At 32.1% G+C, this 17,641-nt stretch carries 10 protein-coding genes; 1 reads left to right on the forward strand and 9 read right to left on the reverse strand.

Annotation, left to right across the window (positions count from 1 at the left end; all coding sequences use genetic code 11):
• Positions 1-20: 20 nt before the first annotated feature.
• The 9 genes from ACFSTG_RS09970 to ACFSTG_RS10010 all read right to left on the reverse strand — a co-directional run bounded on the left by ACFSTG_RS09970 (position 21) and on the right by ACFSTG_RS10010 (position 17,000).
• Positions 21-2,015, reverse strand: a complete 1,995-nt coding sequence (locus tag ACFSTG_RS09970) for a hypothetical protein (RefSeq protein WP_380751921.1) — start codon at positions 2,013-2,015, stop codon at positions 21-23.
• Positions 2,016-2,194: 179 nt separating this feature from the next.
• The gene (locus ACFSTG_RS09975) at positions 2,195-4,039 is read right to left on the reverse strand and encodes a hypothetical protein (protein ID WP_380751923.1); all 1,845 of its coding nucleotides are present in this window, start codon (positions 4,037-4,039) and stop codon (positions 2,195-2,197) included.
• Between the two features lie 531 nt (positions 4,040-4,570).
• The gene (locus ACFSTG_RS09980; RefSeq protein ID WP_380751926.1) at positions 4,571-6,469 is read right to left on the reverse strand and encodes a P-loop NTPase fold protein; all 1,899 of its coding nucleotides are present in this window, start codon (positions 6,467-6,469) and stop codon (positions 4,571-4,573) included.
• A gap of 172 nt (positions 6,470-6,641) precedes the next feature.
• Entirely contained in the window at positions 6,642-7,463 is an 822-nt protein-coding gene (locus ACFSTG_RS09985) for a hypothetical protein (protein WP_380751929.1), read from the reverse strand.
• 60 nt (positions 7,464-7,523) lie between these two features.
• The gene (locus tag ACFSTG_RS09990; protein ID WP_380751932.1) at positions 7,524-8,996 is read right to left on the reverse strand and encodes a hypothetical protein; all 1,473 of its coding nucleotides are present in this window, start codon (positions 8,994-8,996) and stop codon (positions 7,524-7,526) included.
• A 138-nt stretch (positions 8,997-9,134) separates the two neighbouring features.
• Positions 9,135-11,024 (reverse strand): DrmB family protein, encoded by a 1,890-nt coding sequence (drmB, locus tag ACFSTG_RS09995; RefSeq protein WP_380751935.1) that lies wholly within the window; start codon positions 11,022-11,024, stop codon positions 9,135-9,137.
• Between the two features lie 5 nt (positions 11,025-11,029).
• Positions 11,030-14,632, reverse strand: coding sequence for a helicase-related protein (locus tag ACFSTG_RS10000; protein WP_380751938.1), 3,603 nt, complete (start codon positions 14,630-14,632; stop codon positions 11,030-11,032).
• The gene (locus tag ACFSTG_RS10005) at positions 14,629-16,101 is read right to left on the reverse strand and encodes a hypothetical protein (RefSeq protein WP_380751941.1); all 1,473 of its coding nucleotides are present in this window, start codon (positions 16,099-16,101) and stop codon (positions 14,629-14,631) included. Before ACFSTG_RS10005 ends, ACFSTG_RS10000 begins: the two co-directional genes overlap by 4 nt.
• Positions 16,098-17,000 (reverse strand): hypothetical protein, encoded by a 903-nt coding sequence (locus ACFSTG_RS10010; RefSeq protein WP_380751944.1) that lies wholly within the window; start codon positions 16,998-17,000, stop codon positions 16,098-16,100. Before ACFSTG_RS10010 ends, ACFSTG_RS10005 begins: the two co-directional genes overlap by 4 nt.
• Before the next feature lie 422 nt (positions 17,001-17,422).
• Here ACFSTG_RS10010 and ACFSTG_RS10015 point away from each other — a divergent pair, with 422 nt between their 5' ends.
• Entirely contained in the window at positions 17,423-17,629 is a 207-nt protein-coding gene (locus ACFSTG_RS10015; RefSeq protein WP_380751947.1) for a hypothetical protein, read from the forward strand.
• Positions 17,630-17,641: the final 12 nt, after the last annotated feature.

Raw genomic sequence — 17,641 nt, forward strand, 5'->3', positions numbered from 1 at the left:
CTCCTTATTAGCCCTTTTTTTTATTCTAAGAAGTTGTCACATTTTTCCGTTAGCCAACTTAGTGCGGAAAGGGTTATAGTCATATCTTCTTGATTTATATCCTTAGCATGGGCGTCAATTCTGTTTTCATTAGATAGCCCCATATAGATCTCAAATTTTCCCTTATCCACAAATATTTTTTCGAAATCCGCCCAGTTTTTAGAAATGTATTTTTGTATATCCAAAAAATAAACCTCTCCTGAATCAGAAAATATTTCGTTTAAGTTTAAATTGTTTAAACGTTCTCTTCTCTTTTCTTCGATAATTTTTAAAAATTCCGATTTACTTTTAGCTGAACCGAATTTAAATCTTAGTGAAAGTTTTAGGACGTTGCGCAATTTTAGTTCAAGACTATTTCTTTTTTTAGTTATAGTTGCCCACTTATCCTCAATTTTAGCATAGCTGTGTTGAATTTTAGTTTGGTCTAGTATATAATTTTTAACAGCATTTATCTTTACATGATAGACATCATTATCTGATTTTTCAATCAAATTATAGCCTAATAGGTGATTAATGGTTTTATCTGAAATTGAACTTATTTTTTCAAACTCTTTTAGATTTCCCAGTACTAAATGTTCTAGAAGTTCAAATTCTTGAGGATACCAGTTTTTTAATACATCAACAATTAATTCAACGTAGTCAGAAAGGTGTCTGTCAAAATTCTCTTTCTGTTCTCGGTAATAAAATTTGGTAACTTTTGCAGGCCTTTTAGATGTTGTTTCTCGATGAATTTTAGAACAAACTTGTCTAATTAAAAATGGGTGGCCACCAAAATCATCGGTTAAAAAAGTTATTATCTCTTCGTCAAAGTCTAAGCCCATATAGTTACCTATGTTTTTGACCATATCAGAGACATTTGAATGGTTAAATAATTTCAAATATGTTGGTGTAATCATTCTATAGATTGGATTATCATAACTTCCAATCAAACCAGTTTCGATTGTTTTTGGGTTAACCCCTGCTATAATAAATGAAAAAAGCCCTTGATTTTTTTGATAAATAGACCTAATGGACTGCCAAAACAAAATGAAATCATTATCACTAGTCCAATGTTCAGAAGGGGAGATATCAAAAGTTATGTTTTCAATTTCGTCAAAAATCAATAACAATCTATTACCACCAATAGCGTCATGAATTTTGATCATGTCTTCTTCAAAAGAGGTTGAAGCATCCTTCTCCGTATAATTAGTACTTAACTTTATATTGAGTTCAGGATGAGTTGAATTAATTATTTCATTTAATAACTGATTCGAAATGAACTCAAGGGATTCATTCCACCTTCGTTTATGAAATGCGGGTTCTTGACAATCAATAAATACAGCACTTTCGCTTCTTAAATTTAAATATCTTTTCAGAGCATATAAAACTGAGGTCTTTCCAATTTTTCGTAATCCGAATAATCCTGAATTTTCTCCTGATTTATATTTATCATAAAAAAACTGTACAGTTTCAGTTCTTCCGTAAAAATATGCATCATTCTGCAATGGGGACTCGAAAGCAAACAAGTCACGTCCATAAAAAAATTCTTTTAACCTTTGTTTTATTATTTCTTGAGGATTTGATTTAAAAAAATCTAAATAACTGAAGGGTATAATAATTCGAGTTTCTGGATTTTGTTGAGCTAGGCTGGTAATTTTTGACTTGATTTTTTTATCACCACTGATTAGAATAACACATAACTTATCTAACCTATTTTGATATTCAAACATTAATTTATCAACATAGTCAAATGTTCTTGTATCGAAATTTTCATAGGAATTTGTGATCAATAACATTTCACTTTGAAATCTGTATTTCTCCTTTAATTCTGTCGTAGGTTTTAAAAATGCAAAATTGTACCAAGCACCCTTGAAATTATGAGATTTCGCAAAGGAAATAGAAAAAAGAGCACTAAAATATTCAATGATATTTTGTTCTGTATGCCTGATTCCTGCCTTTTTTAAACTTACATTCGGATGTATTCCTGTTTCTGTCATTTATATTTTTTTAATAATGCTTAACGTCTCGTAAAAAACAGTGCAAGCTGGCATGCTTGATTGGCCGCAGGACAATCAGGCGCAGCAAGCGAACAAGGAGTTTCGATTTGAAACTAGACCAAATATTATTTTTATATAGTTTTACCAATTTTAGCGACACGTCTAATCAGGGATTAAAGCTACTTACTCAGCGCCTTTACTATTCTGTCTTCATTTATAAGTACATCTCTGAAGAGCACGTGTGGGAACTGCTTATGACTCGAGGACTTAAAGGCATCATGAATTTGCAGTAAAGATGAAGCTGTAATTAACGAAAGATTCAGTTCAGTATTCATCTCACAGTCCGTTATGAAATCATCACTAAATTCAGGGGCAAGAAGTAATATTTTTACCACGCGCCTATCATTATTTTCAACTAACTTCTTATACGCCTTTAACTGCCTCGATACAGTACTAAATTTATTATACCCTCTTTCCTTACTTGTCTTACATTCCACTATTATTACATCTCCATTTTCAATATGCAATAGGATATCTACCATGTCTTTGTTGGTATTTAATCGCTTCTTCAAGTTCTCATCCACATTAAATCCTAACTCTGTAAAGATTTTTCTGGTTAGCTCTTCAAACTTTAACCCTAGTTCGCTTTCTTTTGTAGAAATTCCATTGCTCTTAAGGGCATTCAGGTCTCTATAAGCAACCTTCTCATAGTTTTCGAGGAAAAGGTTCTCTGCATCTTTGTAGTGCTCCAGGATGTTCAAAATATCATCACCACGCTGTTTAATTCCATTCTCGGAAATGAATAGCTTCAGATCATCCTTTGCAATTAAATCAAGAATATCCCGTGGTTTTATGTTGTAATCAAGAAGAAATTCAGCACGTAAAACAAACTCCTCCTGAAGCACAAACTGTTTCTGAATCTGCTTGTTCAGTTTAGGCAAAGAAATATTTAATTCAGCTAACATCTTTTCATATCCGTCAAGAGCAATGTTTATTCTTTCATCGTTCTCAACATTCTCAAAATATTCAACCAGGCTCTGAATCTTGTCTTCAATAGTACTTCCTCTGAGATTCTCAATCCCCAGACTTTTTTCACAAAGCCTGTTTAGCTCGTTCTTTTTCTCAGTTAAAGTAGCTCCTTTTTTATGTATATCATTTTTCAACAGCCCCGTAAAAGAAATTCCTTCTTTGATGATCTCTTCAATTTTTTCTGAAAAACTAAGATCCTTATTGATGTTATGTTTTCGAGCTATTTGATTTATAACTGGCTCCCGAAGTATCCTCAAGGTTCTGCGTAAGAACTTGTCGGCTACCTCTTTTTCCCTGACTCTTCGCAGAACTCTTACCATTTCATCCGCAACGTAAATGGTATTCTCTTTCTTTGAAAAGAACAGCACACCTATATTCTTCAAGTTATTGATCACATCCAGCACGTCCACCTTTTTAATGGGAAGTATGGAATAGTTAATCAGCTTGATTTCTTCTTGAGATAGTTCTAACTCCTGAGATAAAGTAAGAATAATTGATAGTTCGTCTGAAGATATTCTGGCATCCCTATTGTTCTCAATATCGTTGTGATAAGCCGTTTCAAGACAGGCCGAATAAATAGTGTAGTCTCTTTTGCGCTCCTCAGAAATTTCAGATTTGTCGCTTTTTAGTTCTTCCTGGAGTTTTTTGGTTTTTGTCTTTAAGTTTCGAATTTCTGCTTCATATAATCTTGAAAACCAGTCCTGTTTCATTATACAATTGCCATCCTGAATTATGATATCTGTCAGAATATCGAGCTGAGAGGATGTATCCTGAAATTCACATTTCAAGTACTCATAAAATTCATTATTAATTAATGAAAATACTTTAGAAATATTTCTACTGTCAGCGGATTTCAGTCCCCTATCTGCAGAGCTTAAGATTTTCTCAATTTCTTTTGCGTTCTTAGGATTAGTGGAGATGATGTTGTCTATCACCTTTATGAACGAGTTTTTCTCTATTGAACCCAGGCGATCCAATATTTTCTCTAACTTCATTGTTTTCTTGTATTAAGAGTTAATCAAGTTTGTGCAATGAGAGGTAGGGGATCTTTTGCTTTAACTTAATAGGAAGTGTTAAATATATCAAAAAAAATTACGGACTGGTAATTTCTTCTGGGGAAATTATTTGAAAACAGGAAATAGAGCATAAAAACAGGATGGCGTGGATTTTTGAGAAGTTTTCTTGATATCAACTTAATTGCGAAAAACTGATATACAGAAGTTAATACAGTAGCTAATGAAACGCTTCTATACTCTGAAATTTTTTTTGTTGAGGTAGATTAAATCTGGAAGATAAAGACGTCTCAGAACGCCTGAAACACCCTTCTTTTGAGCTTAAATTCAAGTCGATGAGATGGCATCTACTCTTCAAAGAGCCAAACTGGAGACCTTCATTGCAAGCGGGCACAGAGTTTCGAGTTGAGACAGGCTTAGGCAGTGCTTCTACATATACTTGGCAGCGAAGCAAAAAGCTTCATTTACCAACTGAACTCCCAATATTTTTATAAGTGCTGTTAGCGTCTTTTTTTAAAGTTTTTTTATTGATTCTTCAATCACTGTGTTCAGTTCGTTTAATGAAAATTTTCTAATTACTTTTTTTCTATTCTTTTTACTTCTTATTTCTTTTAAAAGCTTGGATTGTAATTTCACTAGTAAATCCTTCTCTTGTCTTTGGTTGTCTTGGATTACCACATTTGTGTATGTTTTCTCGGGAAAATATCTGTACTCAATAAATTGCTTGAATTTAAAAATTCCGTCATTGTTAAGCTGAAAAATTGTCTCAGCAAACTTTTTAGGATTAAGTTTGGACAACATCGGCGTATGTTCAATAACATTACCTAAACTTTCATCGTAGACATCTATTTTCTGATACAATTCATCAACATTGTCATTTGAAATAGTGTAAAAAATATCTTCTACAACTCTTGTTGATTTTTCTTGTTTAATTTCCTGTAAAAGGTCCTTTGTAAATTTGACGAGTGATTTAAATTCATCCGATTTGTCTGATGCATAAGCTTTTTGCCAAGAACCCCAAGTCAGCATCGAAAAACCTCTTTCATCTTTAAACTCCGAAAGGTTTGTTTTTTTTATCAACTTCTTTGCTCTATTGATGACTTGTGACTTTTTTTTAGTCTTATATAAATTTAAATCTATGAGCGAAAATAAAATCCCCGAAATATGAAGTATTTCGGTTATGTGAAAATCTTCTGTCCTGAAAAAACTTGTACTTACTCTATTTAACAAAGGTGCAAAATCGTCATCATCCATTAATTGCCAATACCAGAGTTTTTCCCAATCCTTTTCAACTTTCCCTTTAGAAAAGATTGAAGAATTATTAATTTCAAAAACCAATTCTTCATAGTAACCATTTTTTATGAAATCAATTAGTTTAAATGGAGTAAATAACTTAGTCGAATGATGTAGAGAAAATGTTGTAATAATTTCCTCGTATTGCGTGTACTTTTTTTCACTTTTACCATCACTTAAAAGGTTTCTTTGTTGAAAGGAAGATATGTCTTCATTTCCTGTTTTAAATTCAAGAAAGTAAATTAAGAAATAACTTAAATAATTTTTAATCAACTCTTTATACCTTTCTTCGTCCTTCGATAACTCTTCCCCAGTGAAATTGAATAATCGTTCAAAATCGTAAATAGCTCTTTGTAAAACTCTTAGATTTTCTTTCTTAGAAATTTCAAAAGTTTTAATTATTATATCCTTAAATTCAAGTAAGTGTGATTGAATATCGCTTGTTACGGAATCTAAAAAGAAATTAATCGCTTGTTCTGTATCTGGTTTAATTTCAAATGTTTGCCCTATTATTTTCTCTTTAAAGATTGGGTACTTATACTTACTATCTTTTGTGGTTTTCTCATCTATTTTATCTTCGTCAGAAATCAAAATCACTTTGCACTGTGAATGTTCTACAAAGTCGTTAATAAAGCCATATAGCTCATCGATTGGAATTTTACAGCGCTCAATGTCATCGAAAATAAGAATACGATTTCCTTTGATTTTATCATTTGAAGATTTGAAAATAGAAATCGGGTCAAAATTTATGTTTATACTACCATCAGCTTTTTTGTCATTGTCATAATCAAAGTCAATTTTTAAGGTTGTTTTGATAAACCCTTTAAGAATGTCAGTTGCGAATTTTGTGCCTTTGGAATAAAGGAACGGTGATATTTTGGCTTTCAGGGATTCAACAATTTCACTTTTCTTAGAAACACCATTAAGTGAAACATAAATAGGTTTCAAATTTATTTCTTCATTATCAGAAATAATTTGCGCGTTCTCCCATTCTTCAATTATCCCTCTTATAAAATAAGTTTTTCCTGCTCCCCATTTCCCTTTCAGCATTACAGCAAAATTTGGGTTTTGAGAGGCTACGAAATAATTAAGATATTCCTTTGTAGTCTGATTTATCATTTAATTTTAGGTATGTGGATTTAATGTTACAGCTGATGTAACATCTCGTATGATAATACTGGGAGCTGGCGTCTGACCGTTCACTGGACAAAATGGCATTGCAAGAAGGCACAGACTTTTGACTGGAGACAGCTTGAACATGTTTTCTAACAAGTTCTTTGCTGTCAACAATTTAATCAACGCAATAAGAATTGGAGTAGTTCTCTTCAAATTCCTTTTGATATCTATCCAACAAGTTTCGGAGTTCCTCATTTCCTGAGTCATTCTTCAGAAGAATTTCAATACTTTTTAACTTTAATTGATTTACACATAAATATAAATGTGAAAAATAATTCGGACGGCCGATGTGGTGTAAATCCCAATTTCTATTTATCAAAGGATTCTCATAATGTGGAACCTTCTCAGTTTTTTCATAATCTAACCCTAGCTTTTTAAAAAGTTCCGTTAAATCGATTCTTAAAACCTTTGTGCTGTCAGATTCTGCGCAGATATCACAATAATTACTAATTGATTTTATATGTTCTTCAAGTTCATCAAAAAGATCAAGTATTTCTTTGTCGAAATCTCGTTCTACCTTGAGCTCTTCAAAGTCAAATTCTTTTTTAGATAATCTATTCCAGTAATAATCAATTTCAAACTTCAATTGTCTAATCATTTTTTCGGAAGCCTCCCTGCCTTCTTCTGAAAATTGAGCTTCGTGAATTTTTTTTATCTCCCTTAATTTTTCTTCAGGAAAGTCTTCAATGATATCAGTTTCTATATGGTGTCGATGGCACATTAGTAGCAAATTTTCATATGACCTCCTTTCTTCATCAGTTTGATCAGCATTGTATCTTTCGCCACCCTCATTTGCCGCATTAATATGACAAACTTGTGCTATTAAAATTCCATTCTTGTTGAAAATAGGATGATCACAACCTGGAAATGCACATTGATTTCCAGAGTGTGCAAATAATTGTCTTAATGTTTTTGTAGAAGGGGTTTTTCTCGCCATTTATTAAATATTGTTGCCAAAGTCCTGAGGCTATGATTTGGACCCATTGTTGGCAATTTTTTATTTTACATTTGATGCAGATAGTTTATTGTCACAAGCATCAATCAATACGATACTTGGGTTATTCTGAAGTTTTAATTCTTGTAAAATTTTATTCACCTTAACTAATTCCATATCGTCAAAGAACATTATCACTTTAATACTTTTACTGGTGTTATTAGCAGCTTCATAAACCCTTACCTGATTTTCTAAGTTCATTTTAAGTTTGGAATTTGATGCTAGTTTAAATTCAACTAAAGTTTTGTCTTTTGAGCCACTAGAAACGGTATAATCGACTGGTCCTCTTCCATTGTTCACCTCTCTGTTCACGTCAAATGGAGTTGCGTGCCAAGTCAAGCGGTAGATTACTTGTAAATCAGCCTCTCTCTTAATCGCTTTTCCTTTGGAATAAAACAGTCTATATCCGTCCTTATTTTCGATTACATCTTTCAAAAACTCAACTCTTTCAAGAGCTTCCTCAAAAGAACCTTTTGGATTGATTTCGTAGAAATCCGTTTTGTCTATCAGATCGCCAATTAGGGTTGAAACGTTTTGTATGAATACTTCTTCAACCTCTTCGACTCTTTCTTGAGATATATTTTTCGCACCTACCTTATTCTCTTCCTTAGTCTTTATATAGTATTTCAGAATGTCAGGAAACTTTTTTATAGTTTCATTAATAGCGAAGGAAAGTTCCTTTTGAGTCGGTCTTTTCTTTTTGGGTTTAGGAGGGATTTTTGACCGAAAATAATTATGTATCTCAGAGCGTAACTGGTCGTTCGGTATAGCATCACAAATGCTTTCAAAATTTCCTTTCAAGTCATTGCTATTTATCCAGTTGTCATCCTTAGTTAGCAAATCTTTTGGAGTCAGCAGCACGAAATCTCCATTAAGAAAGGGTAAGGTAAACTGTCTTGGCATCCATCTTTCCATTTCGTAATCAAAATAGACTTTGCTGACCATAATTGTCTTTACTTGTTCTTGCTTTAAGTTTTCTGTTGCAAATTTCTCAGTATATTCTGCTAAGTATCCTTTTATTAGGTTACAGGTAAAATCGCTGATGTTGTCCTTTCCAACACCTATTTGAAAGAGACCAGCTTTTTCTAAATGAGACGAAACTGTGACTCTCTCGTTATTCAAATCGTCATAAACAACGTGCATACTTGCGGACATCGCCTCTCCGAACTGCTTTCCTAATCCGCTTCCTCCGTTTCCCATCAAGCTGTATCCGAGCCAATTTTGCTTTACTTCTGAAAACTTATACCAGCTTTTGATATTGGCATCGGTAATATTCCCTTTTTCCGATTTTGTCTTTAAAAAAGTTAAGTACTCAATTATGTTTGTATGTAATTTTTGATATTCTTTTTCATTACTGCCAAAAAGTAAAAATGGATCAATAAATAATGGTAGGTCGTTAATCAGTGAAATATTGAATGCACCATAGTCTTCTAATATTTGCTTATCTACATTAAAATAATCTGAAAAGTATACCATGATTTATTTTTTTAATTACAGCGCCAACATCCAAATAAAACAGCGAGATCTGGCGAGCACATTTGTCACCAAGACAAGTAAATACTTGCTTTTACTTTATTTTGGAAAATTGTAAATGGCAGCAATAGCGTAAGCTTGTTATTCTATCATTGTGTTAAAATATCCAATTTCATTGTCAATTAATAAGTTCCTGTCTAAATATAAGTTCGAAAGTTCACAAGTGGTTTCAGGGGTTAAGCTACAAGAATGACAAGCAGCTAGGTTCAGTTGCCCAACTCCTTGTCCTTCAGATTCGATGCAAATGGGGTCAGAAGAACAATCGGTTGCTCTGAATATTGCACTTTCAATAATTTTTCTCAAATTTTCTAAATCATTGCAAAGATTAGAAAGTCCTCCCAAGTAACCGTCTGTACCGTCAAATGCAGATATTAAAAATCCGTGCATTGTTTCACTAACATAGAGTCTTTCTGATAAGGAAGATGATGGATAACCACATACATATTCCAATTCTCTAATTAGTAGATGGGAAAGTGTATGTATTAATACTTTTCTTGGAGTCAGTGTCTTTGCAATAATTTGATGAGATTTCCAATCCGCATTTTTTGCATTTGATTTGATTTTTTCGGTTCTTTCAATTACATATTGTTGTTTTTCCCATTGTTCTAGTTTGCTTTTATCCAAGACGAACAAAATACCTTCTCCATAGCTTTCTAAAGCAGGTAGGGTTTTAGCATCAAAATTATTCTTTGAAACCGATTGCCTTTGAACTGAATATTCGTATTCTGTTTGGTCTTGCAAGATTGAATCGATATCAATTGGTTCGTTTCTTGTAAAGGACGTCTGAACAGTTGTCTTTTTCAACTTGTCAATTTTCACCAATTTTGAGTAACCATGAATTTGTTCACTACAGTCAATTACTCTAAATTTTATCTGCTTATTGTCTGGTTGCTCTTTCTCTAAAAAATATTCATATTCAGTTTGGCGGTAAACATTATCTGGTATATATTTTATTTCACCTGATTCTAAATACTGCTGAATAAGTTCTTTATCAATTTTCTTTTGGATGCTTATTAGTTGAACAATTTGTTCAGTTGTGAATTGTTCACTTTCTACCATGTTGTCAATATCTATTCTTATTTCAACAGATAGTGGATTTTGAAGTTCAGGTATAAAGAGACTGCTCAGGCTATTGGCATAATATACGCTATTACTGGTTTTCAGTTTTACAGAAATACTAGGTTGCATTGTTATACCACATTCTTCCTCATGAAACTTACCATTTAATTGACCAAGCCAATATTTTTTACCATCACACTTTTTTTCGAAGTTGAAAATGCCTTTTAGATTTGCCCTTTTCTTGCAATTCTTACACTCAATCCAAATACCTGAAAGCTCAGTGTTTTCTCGGCTTATTTTATAAATCAAGTCTTGATGGTCACAACATTTTTTTGTGTAATCCAATTGAGGACCATTTAGCTTCTCAATCTTATTTTCATCTTCATTTTCTTCTACATTGTTTCTATCAGATGCTAAACGATTATTCCAATACTCCCAAGGTAAATCGTGAATATGTCCGTTGCTACAAGTCATAACAAAACGAAGTTGCTCTAAATGATTTTCCTTACAATCTCTATTACTACATTTAGGAGGATTGAAAAAGTCTAAATTCTTTCCCGCACTTCTCCATCTGGTTTTCCACTCAGAATAAAATGCAAAGCGATTACAATACGTGCAGTAAAACCATTTTGGAAAGTAGTTTGCTTTAGGTCGGACTTGATGTAAAAATGAATCTCTATCAGTAGGGATTGATACCAAATGCTTAAGATTGGGGAATCTATTTTTAAGACGCTGTAAAAGCCTATCATCTTTTATGATGTAATGAGCCAATTTTTCATTTAAATCGGAATAGCCCCAATTATCAAATGTTTCAATTATTACTGAATTATCTGTTGTCTCAATTAGTGAGCCAACACCACCATAGTTTGATATATGTTTGCTTCTACCGTGCCTGATTTTATCGTTTGGCATAACTACTAATATTGTCTAATTAATATTTCCGCACTAGGTTCAACACTTCTCATTGATTGCATTGCAACAAGAGTGTCATCATCACTTTTCTTTTCTTGCATAGGCACTATTAAAGATTCTTTTGGATGATTGTGCCAATAGTATTTTAGATTTTTTTCAGCATCAACCTTATATCTCCAATCTCTCAAAATGTTATCTGTCTTTTCCATTATAAGTTGAACATCTTCTTGAGCGAATTGATGATCTTGGAAAAGGTTTAATAAGTTATTTCGGAGTTCGCTTTTAATTCTATCATCAACTAATGCATTTGCCGCTTCGTTGGCCGTATAAGGAGTCGTGTGTCTGAAATAGGCGAGTATAAGAGTAAACAACATTTTGTCTAAGGCATTTTCAGCAAATGGAGTTACACTCAATGGTTCCACTTGCTTATAAAATGTTTTATGAAATTGAACAAAATCTTCATAGAACGATAAATCTCTACTGTTGAATGGGTCGTATAGTGTAAAGACAACACCTTTATTTTTCCTTGCAACACGACTGCTTGCCTGAATGTATTCAGCAGTATTTGGGGGCATTCCGTTCATTATCATAACTCCTAAACGACCTACATCAAGACCTACACTAATCATATTAGTTGCAAGAACAAGGTCATAAGCCTTATGGTCTTTTAAATTGCCATTAAATGGTATGTCAAGTTTATCCAGGTTCTTTTTGATTTTTTCGTTTGGAATACGGCTTGTTAATTCGATGTTTCTGTATGAAAGTTTGTTGTAATTATTTGCAGAATTAAAATCGTCAATTAAATACCTAACTTGTAATTGCTTAATTATTGGTTTTAATTCAGAGTTTATCTTGTTTGAAAAGCGACCGATTTCCTTAAGACTTTTGAAGTATGAAAGTAAAGTCCAAAAACTATCAGCATCAGATTTGTTGGTGGATTTTTTCCAAATTTCTAGCCTGGCAAACATTAGCGAAGCTAATAATTGAAGATTGGTAACTACTGTGGTCTTACCTGTAGGTAAGACACCAATGTATTTTCGTTTACTTTCATTAATTACTTTTGAGAAAAATGTATCATCTGAATTTGTAGCAAATTGTGGAAACACTTTTGCTTCACGACCGTATAACCCCAATATTTGTTTATCTACGTTTTTTACTGTTGCAGTTGAAGCAATTATTTTTGGGTTATGGCAAAGTTCTAAAAGGGCATTTTCAAATAAACCCACTAAACTGCCTAATGTCCCGTTTAATAAATGCAACTCATCTTGAATTATCAATTCGGGCTTTCTGTTTGAGCCATTATTAAAGAGTGCTGTAGATTCACCTTTCCATGCTAAAGCAGCAAATTTATCAACTGTCGCAAATAATATAGTTGGTGGTTTAGAATAAATATCATCATCAATCAAAACAATTGGTAAACCTCCATTTTTTTCTGAAAAGTGGCAAGCGGCATTCAAACAATAGCTTTTAAGTTGCCTGTCAACTCTGTGTCCAATCTGATAAATAGAATCTTTTTGGGAAAATCTTGTTATAACCTTTGTATTGCACCATTGACAGTTTGAAAGTTGAAATGGATTTACTACATAAGTATTGCCTTGATTCAGCTTTTGTTGAGTCGATTGTAATTTTTTCTGAGCATCTATTAGTCTGTTGGGAATGGTTTGTTTTCCAACCCAAAAACCTATTGTAATTTTCTTATCCCCTAAATCTTTAGAATTGCTTCTAATAAATTCACAAGCTAAAATCATTTTCGAAGCCCTTTCAAATTGCTGTGCAGAAAGAAGCCTAAGAGTATATCTAATTATGATATTAACACCATCATAAGTTTTCGGGTATTCGATTCTTCGCCAAAATATTAAAAATGCTGATACAGCCAAATATGCTTCTGTTTTACCACCACCTGTCGGGAAATACAATAAGTCAATTAACTCTTTTTCTTGGCTGTTTTCATCTACAAACGAAGCCATGCATTGCAATATAAAAGCTAACTGAAATGGTCTCCATTCGGGAACTCTGTTAGAAGGAAAATCTAATTTACCGTAATCTTGGAAACTATGTTGTAAAATTTCGTTGCGTTCCCAGACTTCAAAACCTTCTTTTTTTGTATTAAAATGTTGTGCAGTTTGGAACATTTGTAAGTAAATCGCAGTGTTCGCTAATTGAAATGCTCTTAATGCTTTTTCATTTTCTGAAAGTAATTTGATTCCGTTGTTTATTCTCCTATATATCTGTTCACATTTTTTAATATTTTTTAGTCCTAGCTCATTCTCACCTGATTTTATACGCTCTTCTTCAATCCAATTTTTATAGGCTTCTGAAACTTTAAAGAGATTTGTAATTATGCTTTTGGTGTCTGTATTGTATACCGTAAGATTTTTAATATCTAAAATCTCCCCTTTGATTTTGTCTGTCTCGGAACTTTGACTTTTTACATCATATTCAGGCAAAAAGGTTGATTGTATCCATTGTGGGGTATTAGGAGATTGTGCATTCTCCCAAGTACAGGCTGTATTATGACCTATTCCAAATGCCAATTTTTCTCTATACAAATAATCTAACATTTTATCTTCGTCAGTTTTGTACAAATGAGTTTTATAATCTCGGAACGGTAATAATTTTTCACTTTCAATTTTAATCTCTGTCTGAAAACAACTTACTTGATTAACTTTTTCTTTGGATAACGAAAACTTATCCTTTGGTATCTGCACTTTATTTTCAATTACTGCTTTAATGTAGTATTTATCGGCATAGTTGGAATACATTTTTAAATGGAAAACAAGGCTTTCTTTCATTTCCTTATTCCAATTTTCAAAGTTGCAATTTGGCTGTTCTGAAAGTTTTAACTCTAAATGATTGTTTAGAGAAGCCTCAATCTCGGCGACATTTATGTTTAAAGTAATTGAGTTATCAAATCTCCTGTACTTGTCTTTGAAAAATAGTTTTGAAATGACTTTGTAAAGTGCAAAATCCTTATCCGTTTTTTGCCTCAATGATTTAAGACAATCTTGAAAATGAAGATACTCAGGCGTGATTTTACCATCTTTAGTCCTTGGAACTTTTTGTGATTGAGTTAGTGTTTTATTTTCTGCATCAAAAGTTACAAAAGGGCTAAGTCCAAACTGCTCTAAAAGGTTAATTCCTTCACCGCTATATGCGATTTTGATTTCTGAAAAATTGGCTTTTTTGTAATTGCCGAAATTTATTGTTGCTTTAAAATTTTTACATGATTTATTAACGGCAAATGTTATCCCAAAATGTGAAGGGAAAAAGGTGTTTGAAGTGTATTTTGGTTGCGTGTCGGTTTTGTCTTTCTCGTCTTCATCATCTTCAAAAACCTCAATTTCTTTAATTTCTCCATCATTCAGATTGGATGTTAAATCAGTTAGATCATCCTCATCTTCCTCTTTCATCTCCTCTTGTCCATTATCACTTCCATTTGGTTGAAGTTGTTTTGGAAAAAGGATCCCTGAAAAATATCTTTGCAAAGGCTTTCCTTCAATTATTTCATTCCTAAAATCTTCTTTACATTGAAAAATATCTGAACCTGGTCCAATTATTTCCTTTTTTACTCGCTCAACTATTATATCTCTATTTTCTTTTACACTCATATTTCTATCAATTGTAAAGTCGATTCATCCAATGTTTCAATATTTTCACTAAAAACCTCAATGCTATTTACAATATGTAAAGGCATATAATCATCTACAAAATTTTTTAATGTGGTTACATTGAAGTTTCGCTTTTGCAAAATTTCTCCAATTTTATTCTCTTTTAAAAACAAACGTATTTCTTGTTTTATACCACGACCAAGAACAATCATTGTGCTGTTATAGGTTGTTTTAGATTTGAAAATTGGTTTTATCATTGAGTCTATTTCCATGTCTGAACTTTCAGAATAATAAAGTTTGAAAATAGCTCGTAAGTCATTATTAAACATTGGAAATTTTCTGTATCCTTTACCATAAGTAGCTAATGTGTTGGGCAATATTCTTAGCCCCTTTTCTTTTAATTTTTGATAAAGCAATTCATCTCTATATTTAAGTCGCATCTCATTTATTAATTGTTTCCAATAAACTGAGTGTTCTTCAACCTTTCCGAATATTTCAGGTTCGGTTTCTACAGCCACTTGGTATAAATTTTCAGCTAATTCTTCTTTTGGATAAATTCTGAGTCTATCGCCAACTTTAATTTTATAGGTTTTATTTAATTCACCCCGCTCCGTGAAAATTGTATCGTTACTTTCGAGGTACAATTCAGCAAGATTTGTTATGACCTTGTAAACCAGTTTTTCCTCACTGTCATTTAGCAAAATATCACATTCATTTCTGTAGCCTTCATAAGCTCTGTTTCCTAAATTATCCAACCTCGATACAATACCATTAATAGTCGAACTTACATCAACCGAGTAATCTCGAGTTTCTATATATTCAATTCCGCAAAGCGATAATCTGTCATGTGACTTTATCTCTTGTTCAATTAGCTTTTTTCTGTTATCTAAATACTTGTAGTAAAGATTTTTTTCTTGTTTATAAACTACAAGGATTATTTCAATATCAAGGTTATATAATAAATCGAAATCTTTTTGACCATTAAAACTGTGAAATACAAGTGTTATGTTTTCAAGGTGCAATTTTTTTAAGTCAGAAAAAGGCCGAATTTCTACTTTTCTATTTTTAATATGTTTTCCTGCAAAGTCAATATCATTATTGTCAAAAAAAGCAATTGTCCTTTTATCTGTTTGATTTAAGTGTTTCAATAAAATTTCTTGCTTGAGTAAATTTGATTTCAAAAAATCAAGAAATTCTAAGAGTTCATTTTTAGGATTATTCTCTCCAAGAAAATCAATTGTGTAGCCACCTGCGTTATCTAATGACTTTTCCAATTCTTTGTTGATTTTTACCCTGTCAACAAGGTTTTCAATGGTATCATATTGAATTGCGTTTATGGCGATTCTCAAAATATTACCATATGTTTTTAATTCAATGCCAAACTCAGAATTGATATATGATATTTTGTCGTCAAGTCTACCTATAAAGTCTTCTACTTCAGCACTAGGTATGTTTCTGAATTTAATCATATTGAATTTACTATGTCTACTTCTTCCTTAAACCAATTCCAACAAGGTATTGAGGTTATTTTTTGAGGAGAAAGGCTATTTGAAAGTACAATCAAATTGAAGCCAAATCTTTGTTGGTCAAGTCTCATTTGTTCAATGTTGCTTGCCTCTGTATCGAAGACAATTATGGATTTTATTTTTTTGCCTTGCTGTATAATTTGTTGATAACATACTTCATATTTTGGAGTGAAATAAACAAGACAATCTGTTATTGCTGGAATTGATTTAATTTCTGATAGGTGGTTTTCTTCTCTTGGATTAGGTAAATAGATTGATGGGATTTTATTTTTTTCATTTAAGCTGTCCCATAAAGGCTTTTTTGATATAAATACGGATATAGTTTCAAAATTTGTTCTCGGAAAATCTGTTTTTTCAAAATTTAGTGATTGAAAAAAATTGAAATAATCTTCAATAGTTTTATCGCTAACACCTGAATCAACTTTTACAAATTTTTTTACAAGTCGATCATATGTGATATTGGGGATGTCTGCTGGTAATTTTTGTTTTTTAGATTTTCGGAGTTGATGGTTTAACCTATAATGTGATTCACCAATTTTTTTCACTAAATAATATTCTCCATTAACTCTTCTTTTTACTTTATCTCCATCTTTTATTCCTGGCAAATCATAATGGTTAAGATAAATGTCATTTGCTAATTCAATATATAGATGTCCTGCAATTTTTAATAGTGTTTCTTTTGAGTTCTGAAAGTTTATGTGGAGAGTTTTGTTTTCTTGGTAGTGTTTAAGAATAATCTTTACAGTCAGGGCGATAACATTATTAGAAAATTTTGTTTCAACATGGTGGACACCACTAAATCTTTCAAAAAGTTTCTGATAATATGTTTCGTTTAATATCATTTATAAAAAGTCTGTCAATGTCAGCATTGAAGATTAAATAAAACAAAACTTATAGGGAAGTATTGAATGGGAAAGATAGAAATTTAACTTAACAAAATATTAAGAAGTGATTTTTTTCTCCAATTATTGCTCTCTTTATGCAATTTTCGAAAATTGAGCAATAAAGTCAAAATATATATGAGTCTCTTCGGCACTTCAGGGTACCACCCCAAAATGGCGTGCCAATGTTCGAAAAGGAAAACGAATCTAATTTGAGGGGAGGGGGTGCTCAATAAAAAATCTACGGCACCTCCTTTTCAACTTTTTTATGAGTAAAGGTTCCTCTCCAATTCTCATAGTGTATTCTCTTGAAAATGTATACCTTTAATAGCCCTGTTTATGAGGCAAACTTTTCAATCCTTAATTTATTTATACATTTCTTTATGATTACTGAAAAGCAGTTAAAAAATTTAGGTTATAGTGTAAAAACAATAATTGAACGTACAGGAACAATAGACTATCGCCACCCAGAAAAGAATTACCTTGTTAATTACGACCACGGAACGGTAACTGTAATTATACGTGGTGGAGTAAATAAATTGAAAACAGAAGATTATGAACGGTTTTTAGAATTTCATAATGATAATTAGTTCCACTTCGCA

It is taken from the genome of Salinimicrobium flavum (assembly GCF_042684505.1).
Taxonomy (GTDB): domain Bacteria; phylum Bacteroidota; class Bacteroidia; order Flavobacteriales; family Flavobacteriaceae; genus Salinimicrobium; species Salinimicrobium flavum.